Source organism: Staphylococcus sp. NRL 16/872 (assembly GCF_022815905.2).
Classification (GTDB): domain Bacteria; phylum Bacillota; class Bacilli; order Staphylococcales; family Staphylococcaceae; genus Staphylococcus.
Window position 1 is genome coordinate 716,289 of sequence record NZ_CP119327.1, and the last position, 18,548, is coordinate 734,836.

Sequence of the window (18,548 nt, forward strand, 5' to 3'; positions counted from 1 at the left end):
CGTAGTTGAGCGACGCCTGAGGGAGCAGGATGAGTGTCGAGACCAAGGCTCGACCCAGCCCCCCTAGGCAAGCGTCTCAACTTAAGTGTAATGTCAATCCATTTAAGAACTGCTTTACAAGACTACAGGCTTGAGACTTTCCCACAGGAACGCGACACAACTCAAACAAGTAAATATCTATCTAAGAACTACTTTACAAGACCAAGGCTCGAGCCCAGCCCCCTAGGCAAGCGTCTCAACTTAAGTGGAATAAAAATCCATTTAAGAACAACTTTATCAATAGTCTGAGAGCACCTTTTTGAAAAAAAGGTGCTCTATTAGTTATAATAATATTAATTGACTTTAAAATTAGAGAGGATAAATCAATGACTCAAGCACGGTATTCGAGACAAATCTTATTTAAACATATTGGAGAAACAGGGCAAGAAGAGATTGGTCGTAAACATGTATTAATAATAGGTATGGGTGCTTTAGGTACTCATGTTGCTGAAGGTTTAGTTCGTGCAGGCGTACAAGCACTAACTATTGTTGATAGAGATTACATTGAATTTAGTAACTTACAACGTCAAACCCTTTTCACTGAAGAAGATGCCAAAGATATGCTACCTAAAGTAGTGGCTGCTAAAAACCATCTTACCCAAATCAACTCTGACATTCATATTAATGCCTATATCCAACATGTAGATTATTATTTTTTAGAGACCCATGCTAAGGATATCGATTTAATTATAGATGCGACAGATAACTTTGATACACGTCAATTAATTAATGATTATGCTTATAAGATGAATGTCCCGTGGATTTATGGAGGAGTAGTACAAAGTACGTATGCACAAGCAACCTTTATTCCTGGAACAACGCCATGTTTTAATTGTGTGATGCCTCAATTACCGTCTATTAATTTAACATGTGATACTGTGGGTGTGATTCAACCTGCTGTAACTATGACGACAAGCTTTCAACTTAGAGATGCACTTAAGTTATTAACTGGCAATGACATACCAACAAAGCTGACATATGGTGATATTTGGGATGCTAGTCATTACACTATTGGATTTAGTCGAATGCACCGTGAAGATTGTCCTACTTGCGGAAGTAAACCAACTTTTCCGTATTTAAATCAAAATCATACATTATATGCTACATTATGTGGTAGAGATACAGTACAGTATGAAAATCCGGATATTACTCAAGATATGATAGTGACATTTCTTAATGACCATAACTTGAAATATAAATCCAATCAGTACATGGTAATGTTTGAGTTTAAAGGACATCGATTTGTAAGCTTTCAAGGTGGGCGTATACTTGTTCATGGAACAACCACGACGTCAGAGGCTATCAATTTAATTAACCAATTATTTGGATAAAGGAGTGTTTAAGATGCATCAACATGAACACGAAAAAGTAGAAAGAAATATTCGTTGCGCAGTTTTAACAATTTCAGATACACGTGATAAGGAAAGTGATAAAGGCGGTCAATTAGTCCAATCTTTATTACACGATATGAATGTAGAAGTAGATGAGGATCATTACACTATTGTGAAAGATAATAAAGAAGATATTCAATCTCAAATTGACAGTTGGTTGGCTTCTGATATTGATGTCATTATCACTACTGGTGGTACAGGTATCTCTCAAAAAGATATTACAATAGAAGCAATACGCCCCTTACTAGATAAAGAAATTGAAGGCTTTGGCGAATTGTTTAGATACTTAAGTTATACAGAAGATGTAGGTACGAAATCACTTCTTTCAAGAGCGATTGCTGGTACTGTAATGAATAAATTAATCTTTACGCTTCCAGGTTCAACTGGTGCAGTGAAACTAGCAATTGAGAAATTAATTAAACCTGAATTAAATCATATGGTATATGAATTGAATAAATAATAAAAAAAGTCATGAGCGAGTAAAAATGATAGGTTTCCCTAATTTAATTACAAGCTCATGATTATTATAATTAAAAAGAATTTAACGTTGATAATCACCTGATTTGCCACCGGATTTAGACTCAAGATATGTTTCACCAATAATCATACCTTTATCGACTGCTTTCGTCATATCATAAACCGTTAAAGCAGTAGCTGAAGCTGCCGTTAATGCTTCCATTTCAACGCCAGTTTTACCAGTAGTAGAGACGATGGCTGTTATGTTTAATGTGTAAGTATCATCCTCATTTGCTTGCCATGAGAAGTTAACATCAATACCAGTTAAAGGTAGTGGGTGGCACATCGGAATAATAGTGGCTGTATTTTTAGCAGCCATAATACCTGCAATTTGTGCAGTATTTAAAACGTTACCTTTTTTATTTGTATTATCAATGATTTGTTGATAAATAGTGTGATTAACTGTAATGCTTGAATGGGCTTGTGCAGTACGCTTTGTAATGTTTTTATCTGAAACGTCTACCATTTTAGCATTACCTTGTTCGTTAATATGCGTGAATTCTGACATAATAACCCTCCTAGTAGAGTTAGTATATCATGAATTTTATTATTGTATGGAGATGAGAAGAATGGCTGTAGAAAAAAGAAATCCAATACCTGTAAAAGAAGCAATTCATCGAGTAGTAACACAAGATATTTTTACGAAGCATACTACTGTGAATTTAGAAGATAGTTTAGGTCATATATTATCTGAAGATATCGTGGCAACTTATGATATTCCACGTTTTAATAAATCACCTTATGATGGCTTTGCGATTAGAAGTGAAGATTCAGCAGGTGCTTATTCTGAGAACCGTAAACAATTTAAGGTAATTGACCATATTGGTGCAGGTTCTGTTTCTGAAAAAACATTAGGTCAAAATGAAGCTGTACGTATTATGACAGGTGCACAACTTCCCGAAGGTGCTGATGCAGTAGTGATGTTCGAACAAACCGTTGAAGATGGTGATACATTTACTATTCGTAAACCTTTTGAAGCACATGAAAATGTTTCCCTTAAAGGTGAAGAGACAACAACTGGTGATGTTGTACTGAAAAAAGGACAAGTGATTAATCCAGGAGCTATAGCTGTATTAGCTACTTATGGTTATACTGAAGTACCTGTTACTCAAAAACCTAGCGTAGCAATTATAGCAACTGGAAGTGAATTGTTAGATGTACATGAAGAGTTACAACCAGGTAAAATTCGTAATTCTAATGGGCCAATGATTCAAGCATTAGCAGAGAAATTTGGTTTAAAAGTAGAGAATTATAAAATTCAACAAGATGATTTACAAAGTAGTATAGAAGTTGTCAAAGATGCGATGGCTACACATGATATTGTTATTACAACTGGTGGCGTGTCAGTAGGAGATTTCGATTACTTACCTGAAATATACAAAGCTGTAGATGCAGAAGTATTATTCAATAAAGTAGGAATGCGTCCTGGTAGTGTGACTACTGTTGCCGTAGCGAATGGCCAATATTTATTTGGTTTATCAGGTAATCCGTCTGCTTGTTTCACTGGTTTTGAACTCTTCGTAAAACCTGCTGTGCAACATATGATGGGTGCTACAGCTTATTACCCACAAGTTGTTAAAGCAACTTTAATGGAAGATTTTTCAAAAGCTAATCCATTTACACGTTTTATTCGTGCACATGCCTCTTTCTCGCATAATGGTGCGACAGTTGTACCATCAGGATTTAATAAGTCAGGTGCCGTTGTAGCAATTGCGCATAGTAACGCAATGATAATGTTGCCAGGAGGAACACGTGGATTTAAAGCTGGACACACAGTCGATGTAATTCTTACTGAATCAAATGTGTTTGAAGAGGAAATGACTTTATGATTCTTCAAATAGTGGGTTTTAAAAATTCTGGCAAAACAACGCTTATGCAACAAACGATAAAATTTTTAAAATCTCATGGCTATACCGTAGCTACTATTAAACATCATGGACATCAAGGTGAAGATATTGCTTTGCAAGACGCCCAAGTGGATCATATGAAACATTTTGAAGCGGGTGCCGATCAAAGTATCGTTCAAGGTACTGAGTATCAACAAACAGTTACACGTGCGCATAAACAAAACCTTACTCAAATTATTGACGAATCTGTTACAATAAGTTGTAATATCATTTTAGTCGAAGGCTTTAAAAATGAAGACTTTGACAAGGTGATTGTGTATCGTAACCAAGAAGAACTTGATGAATTATCAAATTTAAGTCGTGTGCGTTATCGTTATCATTTTCAAGAAGAGAATGCACTTGAACAATACGAAGAATGGTTACTAGATTGGATTAAACAAAAGGACTGACATATATAATGAAACAATTTGAAGTCGTTACTGAGCCAATTGAAACTGAACAGTATCGAGACTTTACTTTAAACGAACACCAAGGTGCAGTTGTAGTCTTTACAGGACATGTACGTGAATGGACGAAAGGTGTTAAAACAGAATACCTTGAATATGAGGCGTATGTACCAATGGCAGAGAAGAAACTTGCGCAAATTGGTGAAGAGATAAACGAACGCTGGCCTGGAACGATTACTACGATAGTGCATCGCATTGGACCGCTTCAAATTTCTGATATCGCAGTGCTTATCGCGGTATCATCACCCCATCGTAAAGATGCGTATCGAGCAAATGAATATGCGATTGAACGTATTAAAGAAGTTGTGCCAATTTGGAAAAAAGAAATTTGGGAAGATGGCGCCGAATGGCAAGGCCATCAACGTGGTAGTCACGAAGAAGCAACTAAAGGAGATGTCTAACGTGAAGGTTTTATACTTCGCAGAGATTAAAGAGATATTACAGACTGACTCTGAAATGATAGATAGTAATGAGGAGCTTAGCGTAGAATACTTTGAACAAATGTTATTTGAACGTCATCCCTCTATTAAAGATAAAAAATTTCAAGTTGCAGTCAACGAAGAATTTGTAAAAAAAGAGGATATCATACAGCCAACTGATGTTGTGGCGTTGATTCCACCAGTTAGTGGGGGTTAATAGGGAATGAAAGCAATTATATTAGCAGGCGGTCATTCAGAACGTTTCGGCAAAGCGAAGGCTTTTGCTGAAATTGATGGCCAAATGTTCTATCAACGTATTATTCATGTGCTTGAAGAAACGAACATGTTTAATGAGATTATTATTAGCACGAATGATCAGCTTGCTAACCAATTTAAACACGACAACATAATTGTCGATGAATCAGAAGAGAAAGATAAAGGTCCACTTGCAGGCATCTATACCGTAATGAAAGAGTATAGTGATGAAGAATTATTCTTCGTCGTATCTGTAGATACACCGATGATTACTGGGAAAGCAATTAGTGCGTTATATCAATTTATGGTCTCTAAATTAATTGAAGATCAAATTGATATTGCTGCTTTCTCTGAAAATGAAAAAATTATACCAACTATCGCATTCTATAGTCCAGATATCTTAAATATTATGGAACAAGCATTGAAGTCAGATGATTATAGCTTACGACATGTCTATCAACAGGTGAATATTAAAACGCTAGACGTTGGTGAAATCAACTCACCAGACTATTGGTATAAAAACATTAACTATCAACATGACTTGGACACTTTAAAACAACAAATAAATTATTAAGGAGGTCCGTGTTATGGTAGCTCAAATTAAGGATAAACTAGGACGACCTATTCGAGATTTGCGTATATCAGTAACTGATCGTTGTAATTTCAGATGTGATTACTGTATGCCGAAAGAAATCTTTGGTGATGACTTCGTATTCTTACCGAAAGATGAATTATTAACGTTCGATGAAATGGTCAGAATCGCTAAAGTTTATGCTGAATTGGGTGTGAAGAAATTACGTATTACTGGTGGAGAACCATTGCTAAGACGCAATTTATATCAGTTAATTGAAAAGCTTACGCGTATCGATGGCATTGAAGACATTGGGATGACGACAAATGGATTATTATTAAAAAAACATGGTCAAAAACTTTATGATGCTGGTTTACGTCGTATCAATGTGAGTTTAGATGCGATTGATGATGAAGTCTTCCAAGCTATTAATAATCGTAATATTAAAGCGTCTACAATATTAGACCAAATTGATTATGCAGTATCGATTGGTTTCCACGTAAAAGTGAATGTGGTTATTCAAAAAGGTATTAATGATGATCAAATTATCCCAATGATTGAGTATTTCAAAGAAAAAGATATTGAAATTAGATTTATAGAATTTATGGATGTTGGTAACGATAACGGTTGGGACTTTAGTAAAGTAGTTACTAAAGATGAAATGCTAGAAATGATTGAAGAACAATTTGATATTGAACCAGTGCCTCCAAAGTATTATGGAGAAGTGGCTAAATATTATAGACATAAAGATAACGGCGCGAAATTTGGACTTATAACAAGTGTCTCAGCGTCTTTCTGTTCTACTTGTACACGAGCGCGTCTATCATCAGACGGAAAATTTTATGGCTGTTTATTTAGTACAGTAGAAGGATTTAATATTAAATCATTTATTCGCTCTGGCGTTACAGACGAGGAATTAAGAGAACAATTGATTAGTTTATGGAATGTACGTGATGATCGTTATTCAGATGAACGTACAGAACAGACCGTGAAGAACCGTCAACGTAAAAAAATTAATATGAATTATATCGGTGGCTAAATACTAGGCTATAGCAATGTGATGAATCAATATCAATTGCTGTAGCTTTTTTATATAACTTAAATAAGTAAGAGAATGCTTTAAGTGAGTTAGATGAAAAAAGTATGGAATGTATGAGTAGAGAAGACCACATGAAAATCAAGTTTTATATTAAATAAGTAATGATATTAAAATAAAATTTGTAATAGATTAAATTGTACATATGTTATATAATTAAATTAAGCAATTTTAATTATATAATGCATTTACTACAACAAAGAATCAACATTGGAGGCATTTTTATGGATAACAAAGTACAACGTTTTATTGCAGCTGAAAGAGAACTAAGTCAATTGAAACACTGGTTGAAATCATCATATAAAATTTCAATTGAAGAATTTGTCGTACTTTTCAAAGTGTATGAAGGTAAAAAAATTAGTGGTAAAGAATTACGTGATACTTTACATTTTGAAATGTTATGGGATACAAGTAAAATAGATGTAATTATCCGTAAAATTTATAAGAAAGAACTTATTTCAAAATTACGTTCTGAAACGGATGAAAGACAAGTATTTTATTTCTTTAATGCAAAACAACAACAATTATTAGATAAAATGAAAAATGAGATTGAAGCAATTGGAATTGCTAACTAATATAATAAAAACGCAATGAGGTTATTGAGTAAACCTCATTGCGTTTTTTATAAATTTTAGTATGTTGTATCTTTAACTTTACGACCATGGATGAAAAAGTAAAGGATAGTACATAAAACAGCTACTATAGCCATAATGATATAAACTTGTGTATAAGTTATTGAATTAGTGAATAAACCTAATAATGAAGGTCCGAATCCAATACCGATATCTAAGCCAATGAAATAAGTAGAAGTAGCAATGCCATATTTACTTGAAGGTGAAACTTTAATAGCAATGGCTTGCATTGATGATGATAAGTTACCATATCCTACACCTAAGAAGACACCTGAAAGTAATAACATCCAACTGCTATGACTCATTACTAATAAAACGAATGAAATGACTAATGCAACAAATGCTGGATAAACTACCACATTTTCATTTTTTGCATCAATTAAACGACCAGCAATTGGACGTGTAATTAATGAAGCAATAGCATAACAAATAAAGAAATAACTAGACGCTTCTACTAAATGACGTTGTTCGGCAAAAAATTTCAAAAACGTTAATATTGAAGCATAGTTTAAGCCGATAATCATCATAACGATAGCTACAGGCACGGCTTCTTTAGCAACAAAGTTATGAATACTGAAACTTGAAACTTTTGCAATTTTTTTATCTGTTTCATTATTCGTAGGGGTAAAATCTATTTTAATGATTAGTGAAATAATTAAACTAATAACGCCGAGAATAACACAAATAATAAATAGTAGATTAATTGAGAAAGATTTAATTAACAGAATTCCGAAAAATGGACCGATTGCTGTACCTAATACTAAGCTTAAAGAAAATAGGCTGATACCTTCACTTTTACGTGAGACAGGCGTTACGTGTGCAGCAATTGTACCAGTTGCTGTAGTAGCTACTGCAGTTGCAATACCATTAATTAAACGTACAAACATTAGAAACCCAATTGATCCTGGAATGAAATATAGTAATTGCGTAATTATTAAAAATATAAGTCCAGTAATTAATATTTTTTTAGGACCAAATTTATTTACATATTTTCCTGTGGCAAAACGTCCAATTAATGAACCTAAAATAAAAAGCCCTACGACTAGCCCCGAAAGACTATCCGATGCATGAAAAGTTGATTTACTATAATCAGCAATAATGACGAGTAGCAAATACATACATAAATACACAAAGAAGTTAATGGCGAAGTTAACGGTGAAACTCTTTGTGAAAATGGGTTGTTTTAAATCTTGAACTTGATTCATTCTTTCTCTTCTTCCTCCTCAGATAATGTTTGGTGTAATTTAGACATGGTTGAAATCACATGTTCTAAATCTTCAATTGTTAAATTTGATTTTTCAATCAAATGATTTTGAATAGGGGTTACTCGATCATTTACAGCTTCAAATAATTTTTGGCCTTTTTCAGATAAATTTAATATCTTCTCTCGCTTATCTTGACCTGGTGTAATAGTAAGTAATTCTTTTTCAGATAACACTTTAATGATCTTTCGAGTGGTAGGCTTTTCAATGAAACGGCGCTTAGAAATTTGAACGAGTGTAGTGGGCGCGCTATTGGCTATATCTCTTAGCACTAACCATTGGCCTGTATGTAAATCAAATTCATCCAATATAGGTTGCGTACGTTTAACATAAGGACGATAAATCCCAATGAAACTATTAAAGAATTCATTTGTAAACATAAAAAACTCCTTTTTAAAAAGGTTAGCAAAGCTAACTATTTACGAACAACAAAAAATATTATATGACGAAACTGTGAAATTTGCAATACAAAGATAAATGGAAGTAATCTCATCTCCATTTTGATAAAATAAAATTGAATTGAAATTTTATAAAAGGGGAACTATCGATGGAATTGAGATTTGATCATATTATTCATTATGTCGATCAGCTAAATAACTTTAAATATCCTGGCAACATTTTGCAATTAAGTGCTGGAGGAAAACATCAAAAGTTTGGCACATTTAATCGTTTGGCTTATATTAATGAAAATTACATTGAACTACTAGATGTAGAAGATGTTGATAAACTGAAAAAAGAAGCTAAAACGGAAGAAGGACGTGTAGCCTTTGCTACGAAGATTGTACATGACCATTTTCAACAAGGTTTCAAAACAATGGCGTTTAGAACATCAGATATGGCAGCATTACAACAAACGCTTCATGAACATAATATAGAAACGATTGGGCCTATTGAAATGCATAGAGAAAATAAAAAAGGGGATAAAACAGGTTGGAAGTTACTATATATTGCTGACCCAGATTATATGGTTAAGCCACCATTTTTTATAGAGTGGGATGATAGTGAGGAAGCGCGCAATGAAAAGCTAGACCATCTATATCAAAAACAATTTACAATTGATCGTATTATCATTCATAGTGCTAAGCGTTCTAAAACATTATCAAAATGGCAAAAATGGTTTAAGATGCGCATTATAGATGAAGGGGAAGACTACACAGACTTACAACTTACAGATGACAATATCATTTATCGTGTTCAAGATGGAACGACGTCTGGCTATCAAACAGTCGTCTTTAAAGATAAAGAAGCGACTGCGCCTTATTCTATTATTGTGAAAGGCGCTAAATATCGCTTCGAACCTGTAGATTAATTTCTAATATAAATAAACATAAGTGCTATGCGCGATTAAGGCGATATGCACTAATACTAATATTAATGACAGAATGCTTAAAATTGTCGACACACGTGTCGTTCTAAGTAAGAGAAATAGCACGGTTAAGACTAAACTTAAGCCAACAAACATGACTCTTAAACTGAAGTAGGCAATTGAAAATGGCTGGCTTATCGTAATTATAATAGCAATGAGATTAATAATGATAAAGATCGATAATAATATATTTCTCAATGGTCATTACCTCTTTTATATAAAAATTGAAAATTTTAATTTTAAAGTCTATATAGTATAGCAGATTTTAGAGGATTTAAATAATCTCAAACTTCAATAGTATGTTTGTCGACACTCACTATTGTAGACTGTATAATGATAATTAATGTGAAAATAAAGGAGTTTTTTATAGCATGGAAAAGATGAATATCACTAATCAAGAACATGACGCATTTGTAAAAAACCATCCTAACGGCGATTTATTACAACTTACGAAATGGGCAGAAACAAAACGTTTAACTGGATGGTATTCAAAACGCGTTGCAGTTGGAGAAAATGGTGAGATTAAAGGTGTAGCGCAATTATTATTTAAAAAAATACCGAAATTACCGTTTACATTATGCTATGTATCTCGTGGATTTGTAACGGATTATAGTAACAAAGCTGCACTTGAAACACTTTTAGAGGAAACAAAAAAAGTCGCTAAAGCTGAAAAAGCATATGCTATTAAAATCGATCCGGATGTTGAAGTGGAACATGGAACGGAAGCACTTAAAAATTTAAGAGCATTAGGCTTTAAACATAAAGGCTTTAAAGAAGGCTTATCAAAAGATTACATTCAACCACGTATGACAATGATTACACCTATTGATAAAACAGATGATGAAATCTTTAAAAGTTATGAACGTCGTAACCGTTCAAAAGTACGTCTAGCTTTGAAACGTGGTACTAAAGTAGAACACTCAGATCGTGAAGGTTTAAAAACGTTTGCTAATTTAATGAAGATTACTGGTGAACGTGATGGCTTCTTGACACGTGATATTAGTTACTTTGAAAATATTTACGATTCATTACATGAAGATGGTGACGCAGAATTATTCTTAGTTAAATTAGAACCTAAACCGGTGTTAGAACAAATTAATAAAGATTTAGCTGAACAAGAAGCGGAAAAAGAAAAACTTCAAAGTAAATTAGAAAATAAACCGGATGATAAGAAAACAGCGAATAAACTTAATGATGTTGAGAACAAAATATCTAAATCGACAGAATTAAAAAATGATATGGAAGATTTAAAACAAAAACATCCGGAGGGCGTTTACTTATCAGGTGCTTTACTTATGTTCGCAGGTAAAAAATCTTATTACTTATATGGTGCCTCTTCAAATGATTACCGCGACTTTTTACCAAACCACCATATGCAATATGAAATGATGCGTTATGCAAGAGAACATGGTGCAACCACATATGATTTCGGTGGTACGGATAATAATCCACCTAAAGGTTCAGAGCACTATGGATTATGGGCATTTAAAAAAGTATGGGGTACTTATTTAAGTGAAAAAATTGGCGAGTTTGACTATGTATTAAATCAACCGCTTTATCAGTTGATTGAACAAGTTAAACCTAGATTAACTAAAGCTAAAATTAAACTTTCTCGCAAATTAAAACGTAAATAAAGACAACAGTATTCAAGTAATGACATCTGAACGGTTCTATAGTGACAGAGGCGTTCAGATTTTTTTAGATAAAATGATAAACTCAAACTAAGAAAATGAATTTCTAAAACATTTAGGGAAGTGACGCAATGATTAAGAAAATGCTTCAATTCTCATTGGGTAATAAATTCGCTATCTTTTTAATGGTAGTATTAGTCATTTTAGGTGGCGTTTATTCGAGTGCTAAATTGAAACTTGAATTATTACCTGATGTTGAAAATCCAGTGATATCAGTACAAACAACAATGCCGGGAGCAACCCCACAAACAACTCAAGATGAGATAAGCTCAAAGATAGATAAACAGGTAAGGTCTTTGGCTTATGTTAAAAGTGTTAAAACGCAATCGATTCAAAATGCTTCGATTGTTAGTGTCGAATATAATAACAATACTGACATGGATAAAGCTGAAGAAGTCTTAAAAAAAGAAATTGATAAAATAGACTTCAAAGATGGGATTAGCGAACCTGAATTAACCCGAAATTCAATGGATGCATTCCCGATTGTCGCTTATTCATTTACAAATAGTAAAAATGATTTGAAAAAAACTACGAAAGAAATTAATGAACAATTAATTCCAAAACTACAAACTGTAGATGGGGTACAAAATGCACAATTGAATGGCCAAACAACACGCCAAGTTACACTGAAATTTAAGCAAGATAAACTTGATGAAGCCGGTTTAAATGCAGACGATGTTGAGAATTATATTAAAACGGCCACGCGCGAAACACCACTTGGTTTGTTCCAATTTGGTAACAATGAAAAATCATTAGTTGTTGACGGACAATTTAAATCTATTGATGCACTTAAAGATTTAAAAATACCGCTGACTTTAGGGGGACAAAGTCAATCAAGTAGTGGAGATAATGGTTCTGATAGTAAGAGCATGAGTAGCACTGGAGATGATGCTTCTACTTCAAGTAGTGGTCAAAAATCTCAAAATAGTTCAATGTCAATGGGCGCTAATGGTGAGATGCCGAGCGTACCGTTAAAAGAACTTGCTAAAGTCAATGTTGGAGATGAACGCTCATCTATTTCTAAAACAAATGGTAAAGATGCAGTTAACGTTCAAGTGATGAAAGCGCAAGATGCAAATACAGTCCAAGTCGCTCGTGAAACTCAGAAAAAAATTGATGAGTTTGTGAAAAATAATAGTGATATTAAAGCTACTAAAACGATGGATACTGCTAAACCAATTCAAGATTCACTTTATACAATGGTTGAAAAAGCAGCATTAGGTACTATCGTAGCAATTATCGTTATCTTATTATTCTTAAGAAATATTAAAACAACGGCGATTTCTATTGTTTCCATTCCATTATCTATTTTAATTGCACTGATTGCTTTAAAATTAAGTAATGTATCGTTAAATATTTTAACGTTAGGTGCATTAACCATCGCAATTGGACGTGTAATCGATGACTCCATTGTAGTCGTAGAAAATATTTATCGACGATTATCTGATCCAGGTGAATCATTAAAAGGTGATAATTTAGTGATTAGTGCGACACGTGAAGTGTTTAAACCTATTTTATCTTCAACTATCGTGACAATCATTGTATTCTTACCTCTTGCTTTTGTGTCTGGTTCAGTAGGTGAGATGTTTAGACCATTTGCGTTAGCAATTGCTTTCAGTCTATTAGCATCATTATTAGTTTCTATTACCGTTGTGCCGGCGTTGGCTTCTACATTTTTCAAAAAAGGAATTAAAACAAAACAACGTCCGTCTAGTACGAATGAGACTAAAAGTCTTGGGGCGATTAGCAGGGGTTATCGAAGCGTATTAAGTTGGTCACTGAATCACAAATGGATTGTTATTATTATCAGTTTAGTGATATTAGTTGGAAGTGTCGTGCTTGGTGGTGCAAAATTAGGTACAAGTTTCATTTCAGCAGGGGAAGATAAATTCTTAGCTGTAACATATACGCCTAAACCTGGTGAAACAAAAGAAGCGGTACTCGATCACGCTAAAGAAGCACAACAATACTTACAAAGTAAGAAAAAAGTTAAAACCGTGCAATATTCAGTAGGAGGACCTTCTCCAGCAGACCCAACAGGTAGTACGAATAGTATGGCTATTATGGTGGAATACGATAAAGATACGCCTAACTTTGAGGAAGAACCTGACAAAGTCGTTTCTCATTTATCGAAAATGAAGGACCCAGGAGAATGGAAAAATCTAGATATGGGTACGGGTGCTGGTAATAACTCAATAGAAGTAACTGTTAAAGGACCATCACCTGAGGCAATTAAAGGTACTGTTGCTAAAGTTGAAGACAAAATGAAATCTGTTGGTGGCATAGCAAATGTTAAATCAGATTTATCTCAAACTTATGATCAATATGAAATTAAGGTCAATCAAAATAAAGCGACAGATAAAGGAATTTCAGTCGGGCAGTTAGCATTAAATTTAAATGAAAACTTACCAGAAAAAACAATTACCACTGTTAAAGAAGACGGAAATAAAGTAGATGTTAAAGTAAAACAAAACAAACAAACAGACTGGTCTCGCGATAAAATTAACAATATTGAATTACAATCGCCGACTGGTGAGAAAGTGAAACTAAAAGACATTGCTAAACTTGAACATAACACCACACCTAGTCAACTTAATCAGGAAGATGGCGATTATTCAACAACAATTTCAGGTAAAGTTACTGCTTCTGACGTAGGCGGTACATCAAGCAAAGTTATGCAAAAAGTGAATAAAATCGATAAACCAAATAATGTGAAGATTAATGTTGGCGGTGCTACGGATGATATTAATCAAGCTATGAGCCAATTAGCCTTTGCGATGTTGGTTGCTATCGTGATTGTTTACTTAGTATTAGTTATTACATTCAAAGGTGGTTTAGCGCCATTTACAATCTTATTCTCATTACCATTTACAGTTATCGGTGTCGTGCTTGCACTACTCATTACAGGCGAAACGATTTCGGTGCCAAGTTTAATTGGTATGTTAATGTTGATTGGTATCGTAGTAACCAATGCCATCGTGTTGATTGATAGGGTCATTACGAATGAGAAACAAGGTATGCCAATGAAAGAGGCATTACTCGAAGCGGGTGGCACACGTATTAGACCTATCTTAATGACAGCGATTGCTACAATCGGTGCATTATTACCGCTTCTATTCGGTCAAGATAGTTCAATCCTTATTTCTAAAGGTATGGCAGCTACAGTTATTGGTGGTTTAGTATCATCTACATTACTCACATTAATTGTAGTCCCAGTCATTTATGAAATACTATTTACATTGAAAAACAAATTAGCACGTAGATAAATAAAGAGGGGGAGCGGGACAGAAATTAAAATAATTTCGTTGTCCAACCCCAACTTACGTTGGCCGTAGACTTTCTTTTTCGAAAGTCTCTATGTTGGGGTCCCGCTCCCCGGCAAGGATAACTAGAATTGAAAAAAGCTTGATATAAGCGCATTTTCAATTCAGTTAGCTACTGACTAAACATTAGAAGAGCCTGAAACATATAAAAATGTTCCAGGCTCTTCTCTATTTTTTTAATATAAAAGTTGTAATGTAGTTAGGTCATTAATACATTACGAAAGTTAAAATAATATATATCACAAATAAAATTAATGATAAAATATTTAGAATTGATACACCTTTCTGGTCATTCTTCAAGGCTTTGAATGCTGTAACTTCTACATTTCCTACTAAAAGAATAAGAACAACGAAGACCCACCAATTCTCTGTAGGGAATTTCAAAGTAGTAATTGCTACTACAAACAATAATAAGATACCCATAACAATTCTTAAAATGCGTGTGAATATAGAGTGCATTTTAAAAATAGTGATGTAACTAACGATAAGATATAATATCGGTAATAAAAGTAGGTAAAGTTTCACCTGATAACATCCTTTCTATCATGACTAATATCATAGCATTCTACTATCTTTCTGACTAGAGGATTATACCTCTTATTTCTGACGTAATTTTGAACGAATGTTTGCAATTTCTTTTTCAATATCTTCTAATTGTTTCAATAAAGGATCTATATTTTGATTTAATGATTCGCGTTTTTCTAAATCGTTTTGTAAGCGTGTATAATCATATTTAAGTTCAGCTAATTGAGATTCCAAATCCATTATGTAAGATTCTCCTTTTCATGTTTATCTTTCTAATTTAGTTGAATTATAGCATGAACAAGTCACTTCTAAAAATTATGAAAATTGTGTTACAGTAATTAATTGTAATAAGATAGCAAATTAGAAAGAAGGAATTGATGTGACAGAGCAATTTGTAATGATCATTTTATTAATTGCATTAGGATATTTCTTGAAGAGAATTAACTTCTTAAAAGCAGCAGACAGTCAAGTGCTTTCAACACTCGTATTAAATGTCACATTACCTTCTTTAGTTATCGTTAATCTAAATAGTGCTGATTTAGATTTTTCATTTTCAATTCTACCTATTATGATGATTGTTTATGGTGTAATTGCGAAGTTAATCGTCATCACGCTATTTAGAAAGTATGATAATCATATAAAAGGCTCAGTAGGGATGATGACAGCCGCTTTAAATATTGGTTTATTTGCCTATCCCTTAGTCAATACGATTTGGCCGAAGGACGGCATGGTTTATTTTGGTATGGCGGATATAGGCGGTGCCATTATCATGTTTGGTGTTACGTACTTTGTAGGAAGTTATTTTAGTGAAGGTGCCGACCAATTCAATTTTAAATTTTTAGGAAAAAAGTTAATTTCCTCAGTGCCGCTAGTGACATATATCGTCATGTTTATCTTAAATATGTCTAATCTTCACTTACCACACGTGGCTATTGATTTTTTTACTATTATTTCAAAAGCGAACATGCCATTATCAATGATATTACTCGGTGTCATGCTTAACTTTAAAATTGAACGTCACTTCTTACCCATCGCAATCAAATACTTAGTCGCACATTACGGCTTAGGTTTATTTGCCGGTCTAATGGTACACTATTTCTTACCAGTATCAGATGATATGATTAAAACGACATTACTTATTGCTTGGTTATTACCAGTAGGGGTAGCTATTATTCCGTATTCTATCCAATTTAAATATAAGACGCTACCACTTATAGGTATGGTAACCAATATTTCTATCGTAATAAGTATTATTATTTTATATGTATATCAAGCTTTATTTGTATAATGAATTGGATTATTATGAAAAAAGCAAGCAACTCAAGGACCGAGTTGCTTGCTTTTTATTAAGGATGAAGCTTTCTTATGAATAGTGTTGCATCCTAAGGTGAATTAGACGTATATGTGTTTGATTACCCTTTTCCACCCATAAAGGCAGGATAATTTGTCATTCCACCATCTACATAGATTGTTGTACCGTGAATATAGCTTGCCATATCAGAAGCTAAGAATAACGCTACATTTGAAATATCTTGTGCTTCACCAATTTCTTTAGCTGGAATCATTTCTAGCGTTTCTGCTCGAGTTTCAGGATCAGAGAATTTTTCTTTCGTATGTTCAGTAACAATCGCGCCTGGTGAAATATTATTAATGCGAATACCATATTGCGCATATTCCATTGACATAGTTTCCATCATTAATTTTAAGCCACCTTTACTTGCAGCATAATTAACGTAGTTTGGCCATGGAATCGTATCATGTACACTTGATGTATTAATGATAACGCCTTTTTTATCTTCTTTTAAGAATTGATTAACCGCTTCACGTGAACCAATGAACGCACCTGTTAAATTAATATCGATTACTTTTTGCCATTCATCTAATGACATTTTATGAGAAGGGGTAGGTTTCTCAAAGCCAGCATTATTAATCATGATGTCTAACGTACCAAATTCATTTACAGCTGATTGAACTAAATTTTTAACGTCATCTTCCACAGCTACATCGCCTTGAGCTGCAATCGCTTGGCCGCCTGCATTAGTAATCGTCTTTTTAAGTTCTTCAATCTCATCTAAATGACGATCGGAGCGATAATTTAATACCACTTTTGCTTTTGCTTGACCGAAGTTTTCAGCAAATGATTTACCGATACCACTACCGGCACCTGTAATAACAACTACTTTATTTTCTAAGTCTGGAAACATCCTCATTCCTCCTTAATTAAATTGAGTTATTTTAGGTTTCCTAAGATAACTGCAGCAATAATGATTAATACGATACCTGACCAAATACCAATCATTTGGCGTTTATCTTTTTTCTCACCTAAGAGGAAGATACCACCAAGTGTAGAAACAATAACAAGTAATTGTGATAATGAGAAACTTGTAGCTACACCGACTTTAGGTTGAGAATAGAACATAAACAAGTTACCAACTGCCCACACGATACCAGGGATAAGGTTCCAGGCAGTTGATTTGATGTTTGTTTCATGTTTCATTGAAAGGATAAAACCACCAATAGCCATACCAATTGATTGGAAGAATAAAGCGTCCGTACCACTGACACCAAATATATCTCCAATGACAACATAACCTACATAGCCAATAGTAGAGATGATTAAAATCATCATTGCTTTTTTAAATTCAGGATCATCAGATTTTCTTTCATTTTTGGCTTTTAATGAAGTAAGTGCGATACCAGTAACAAGTAACACCATAGCGATAAGTCCCATTGTTACTTGTGTACCTGTACTCCATTCTCCTAAGAAAATGGCACTAAATAATGTTGTACCTACTAATTGCATTCCTGTTGAGATAGGCATCGTTTTAGAAACACCAATAAGTTGAACAGAACGTAATTGGTTACCTTGGCCAAATGCCCAAAGCGCCCCAGATATTAAACCGACAATAATAACGGTTAAGTTATCAAATGCAGCTTTGCCACATAGAAGTAATATAATACCAACGATTAATGTTCCTAGTGTGGTGCCACGAATTTGATTGTATGGACCGCCACCCACAAATACATTGATTAAAACGACGCTCCCCCAGAATAGCGCTGGTAATAATGCGATTAAGAAATCGATAAATTGCATTATTCAACTCTCCTT

General features: G+C 33.8%; 20 protein-coding genes. 13 read left to right on the forward strand and 7 right to left on the reverse strand.

Annotation, left to right across the window (positions count from 1 at the left end):
• Positions 1 to 365: 365 nt before the first annotated feature.
• Positions 366 to 1,370, forward strand: coding sequence for a ThiF family adenylyltransferase (locus MT340_RS03310; RefSeq protein ID WP_243588788.1), 1,005 nt, complete (start codon positions 366 to 368; stop codon positions 1,368 to 1,370).
• 13 nt (positions 1,371 to 1,383) lie between these two features.
• A complete protein-coding gene (locus MT340_RS03315; RefSeq protein WP_242240808.1) occupies positions 1,384 to 1,890 on the forward strand; it encodes a MogA/MoaB family molybdenum cofactor biosynthesis protein in 507 nt (168 codons plus the stop codon).
• A gap of 81 nt (positions 1,891 to 1,971) precedes the next feature.
• Here the strand turns inward: MT340_RS03315 and moaC are convergent, their stop codons facing one another.
• A complete protein-coding gene (moaC, locus tag MT340_RS03320; protein ID WP_243588789.1) occupies positions 1,972 to 2,454 on the reverse strand; it encodes a cyclic pyranopterin monophosphate synthase MoaC in 483 nt (160 codons plus the stop codon).
• A 61-nt stretch (positions 2,455 to 2,515) separates the two neighbouring features.
• On the opposite strand from moaC, the gene MT340_RS03325 reads away from it, so the two are divergent.
• The 7 genes from MT340_RS03325 (at position 2,516) to MT340_RS03355 (ending at position 7,215) form a co-directional block, all read left to right on the forward strand.
• On the forward strand, positions 2,516 to 3,775 hold the full coding sequence (locus tag MT340_RS03325; RefSeq protein WP_243588790.1) for a molybdopterin molybdotransferase MoeA: 1,260 nt from the start codon (positions 2,516 to 2,518) through the stop codon (positions 3,773 to 3,775).
• Positions 3,772 to 4,242 carry a molybdopterin-guanine dinucleotide biosynthesis protein B gene (mobB, locus tag MT340_RS03330; RefSeq protein WP_243588791.1) on the forward strand — a complete coding sequence of 157 codons (471 nt, stop codon included), beginning with the start codon at positions 3,772 to 3,774 and terminating at the stop codon, positions 4,240 to 4,242. Before MT340_RS03325 ends, mobB begins: the two co-directional genes overlap by 4 nt.
• An 8-nt stretch (positions 4,243 to 4,250) precedes the next feature.
• Positions 4,251 to 4,700 (forward strand): molybdenum cofactor biosynthesis protein MoaE, encoded by a 450-nt coding sequence (locus MT340_RS03335; RefSeq protein ID WP_243588792.1) that lies wholly within the window; start codon positions 4,251 to 4,253, stop codon positions 4,698 to 4,700.
• Between the two features lies 1 nt (position 4,701).
• A complete protein-coding gene (gene moaD, locus MT340_RS03340) occupies positions 4,702 to 4,935 on the forward strand; it encodes a molybdopterin converting factor subunit 1 (RefSeq protein WP_243588793.1) in 234 nt (77 codons plus the stop codon).
• A gap of 6 nt (positions 4,936 to 4,941) precedes the next feature.
• A complete protein-coding gene (gene mobA, locus MT340_RS03345; RefSeq protein WP_243588794.1) occupies positions 4,942 to 5,547 on the forward strand; it encodes a molybdenum cofactor guanylyltransferase MobA in 606 nt (201 codons plus the stop codon).
• Between the two features lie 13 nt (positions 5,548 to 5,560).
• Positions 5,561 to 6,583: a GTP 3',8-cyclase MoaA gene (moaA, locus tag MT340_RS03350; RefSeq protein WP_243588795.1), complete on the forward strand. Its 1,023-nt coding sequence runs from the start codon at positions 5,561 to 5,563 to the stop codon at positions 6,581 to 6,583.
• A 281-nt stretch (positions 6,584 to 6,864) separates the two neighbouring features.
• Complete coding sequence (locus MT340_RS03355; RefSeq protein WP_243588796.1) at positions 6,865 to 7,215, forward strand: SarA family transcriptional regulator; 351 nt, start codon at positions 6,865 to 6,867, stop codon at positions 7,213 to 7,215.
• A gap of 56 nt (positions 7,216 to 7,271) precedes the next feature.
• Here the strand turns inward: MT340_RS03355 and MT340_RS03360 are convergent, their stop codons facing one another.
• Positions 7,272 to 8,477, reverse strand: coding sequence for an MFS transporter (locus tag MT340_RS03360; protein WP_243603585.1), 1,206 nt, complete (start codon positions 8,475 to 8,477; stop codon positions 7,272 to 7,274).
• Positions 8,474 to 8,914 carry a MarR family winged helix-turn-helix transcriptional regulator gene (locus tag MT340_RS03365; protein WP_243588797.1) on the reverse strand — a complete coding sequence of 147 codons (441 nt, stop codon included), beginning with the start codon at positions 8,912 to 8,914 and terminating at the stop codon, positions 8,474 to 8,476. The genes MT340_RS03360 and MT340_RS03365 overlap by 4 nt, the downstream gene beginning before the upstream one ends.
• Positions 8,915 to 9,081: 167 nt before the next feature.
• Here MT340_RS03365 and MT340_RS03370 point away from each other — a divergent pair, with 167 nt between their 5' ends.
• The 3 genes from MT340_RS03370 to MT340_RS03385 all read left to right on the forward strand — a co-directional run bounded on the left by MT340_RS03370 (position 9,082) and on the right by MT340_RS03385 (position 14,857).
• Complete coding sequence (locus MT340_RS03370; RefSeq protein ID WP_243603586.1) at positions 9,082 to 9,843, forward strand: VOC family protein; 762 nt, start codon at positions 9,082 to 9,084, stop codon at positions 9,841 to 9,843.
• A gap of 428 nt (positions 9,844 to 10,271) precedes the next feature.
• The gene (locus MT340_RS03380; RefSeq protein ID WP_243588800.1) at positions 10,272 to 11,534 is read left to right on the forward strand and encodes a lipid II:glycine glycyltransferase FemX; all 1,263 of its coding nucleotides are present in this window, start codon (positions 10,272 to 10,274) and stop codon (positions 11,532 to 11,534) included.
• A gap of 128 nt (positions 11,535 to 11,662) precedes the next feature.
• Positions 11,663 to 14,857 carry an efflux RND transporter permease subunit gene (locus MT340_RS03385; protein WP_243588801.1) on the forward strand — a complete coding sequence of 1,065 codons (3,195 nt, stop codon included), beginning with the start codon at positions 11,663 to 11,665 and terminating at the stop codon, positions 14,855 to 14,857.
• A 264-nt stretch (positions 14,858 to 15,121) separates the two neighbouring features.
• Here MT340_RS03385 and mspA read toward each other — a convergent pair whose 3' ends face one another.
• Both mspA and MT340_RS03395 read right to left on the reverse strand, forming a co-directional pair.
• Entirely contained in the window at positions 15,122 to 15,439 is a 318-nt protein-coding gene (gene mspA / locus MT340_RS03390) for a membrane stabilizing protein MspA (protein ID WP_243588802.1), read from the reverse strand.
• Positions 15,440 to 15,511: 72 nt separating this feature from the next.
• Positions 15,512 to 15,679 carry an SE1832 family protein gene (locus MT340_RS03395; protein ID WP_103298898.1) on the reverse strand — a complete coding sequence of 56 codons (168 nt, stop codon included), beginning with the start codon at positions 15,677 to 15,679 and terminating at the stop codon, positions 15,512 to 15,514.
• Positions 15,680 to 15,818: 139 nt separating this feature from the next.
• Between MT340_RS03395 and MT340_RS03400 the strand changes: the two genes are divergently transcribed.
• Positions 15,819 to 16,727: an AEC family transporter gene (locus tag MT340_RS03400; RefSeq protein ID WP_243588803.1), complete on the forward strand. Its 909-nt coding sequence runs from the start codon at positions 15,819 to 15,821 to the stop codon at positions 16,725 to 16,727.
• A gap of 124 nt (positions 16,728 to 16,851) precedes the next feature.
• Here the strand turns inward: MT340_RS03400 and MT340_RS03405 are convergent, their stop codons facing one another.
• A complete protein-coding gene (locus MT340_RS03405) occupies positions 16,852 to 17,643 on the reverse strand; it encodes a glucose 1-dehydrogenase (protein ID WP_243588804.1) in 792 nt (263 codons plus the stop codon).
• Between the two features lie 26 nt (positions 17,644 to 17,669).
• Positions 17,670 to 18,533, reverse strand: a complete 864-nt coding sequence (locus MT340_RS03410; RefSeq protein WP_243588805.1) for a GRP family sugar transporter — start codon at positions 18,531 to 18,533, stop codon at positions 17,670 to 17,672.
• Positions 18,534 to 18,548 lie beyond the last annotated feature (15 nt).

Coding starts and splice junctions, on each gene's coding strand:
- MT340_RS03310 (WP_243588788.1), top strand. CDS start 366: ATGACTCAAGCACGGTATTCGAGACAAATCTTATTTAAACATATTGGA.
- MT340_RS03315 (WP_242240808.1), top strand. CDS start 1,384: ATGCATCAACATGAACACGAAAAAGTAGAAAGAAATATTCGTTGCGCA.
- moaC (WP_243588789.1), bottom strand. CDS start 2,454: ATGTCAGAATTCACGCATATTAACGAACAAGGTAATGCTAAAATGGTA.
- MT340_RS03325 (WP_243588790.1), top strand. CDS start 2,516: ATGGCTGTAGAAAAAAGAAATCCAATACCTGTAAAAGAAGCAATTCAT.
- mobB (WP_243588791.1), top strand. CDS start 3,772: ATGATTCTTCAAATAGTGGGTTTTAAAAATTCTGGCAAAACAACGCTT.
- MT340_RS03335 (WP_243588792.1), top strand. CDS start 4,251: ATGAAACAATTTGAAGTCGTTACTGAGCCAATTGAAACTGAACAGTAT.
- mobA (WP_243588794.1), top strand. CDS start 4,942: ATGAAAGCAATTATATTAGCAGGCGGTCATTCAGAACGTTTCGGCAAA.
- moaA (WP_243588795.1), top strand. CDS start 5,561: ATGGTAGCTCAAATTAAGGATAAACTAGGACGACCTATTCGAGATTTG.
- MT340_RS03355 (WP_243588796.1), top strand. CDS start 6,865: ATGGATAACAAAGTACAACGTTTTATTGCAGCTGAAAGAGAACTAAGT.
- MT340_RS03360 (WP_243603585.1), bottom strand. CDS start 8,477: ATGAATCAAGTTCAAGATTTAAAACAACCCATTTTCACAAAGAGTTTC.
- MT340_RS03365 (WP_243588797.1), bottom strand. CDS start 8,914: ATGTTTACAAATGAATTCTTTAATAGTTTCATTGGGATTTATCGTCCT.
- MT340_RS03370 (WP_243603586.1), top strand. CDS start 9,082: ATGGAATTGAGATTTGATCATATTATTCATTATGTCGATCAGCTAAAT.
- MT340_RS03380 (WP_243588800.1), top strand. CDS start 10,272: ATGGAAAAGATGAATATCACTAATCAAGAACATGACGCATTTGTAAAA.
- MT340_RS03385 (WP_243588801.1), top strand. CDS start 11,663: ATGATTAAGAAAATGCTTCAATTCTCATTGGGTAATAAATTCGCTATC.
- MT340_RS03395 (WP_103298898.1), bottom strand. CDS start 15,679: ATGGATTTGGAATCTCAATTAGCTGAACTTAAATATGATTATACACGC.
- MT340_RS03405 (WP_243588804.1), bottom strand. CDS start 17,643: ATGTTTCCAGACTTAGAAAATAAAGTAGTTGTTATTACAGGTGCCGGT.
- MT340_RS03410 (WP_243588805.1), bottom strand. CDS start 18,533: ATGCAATTTATCGATTTCTTAATCGCATTATTACCAGCGCTATTCTGG.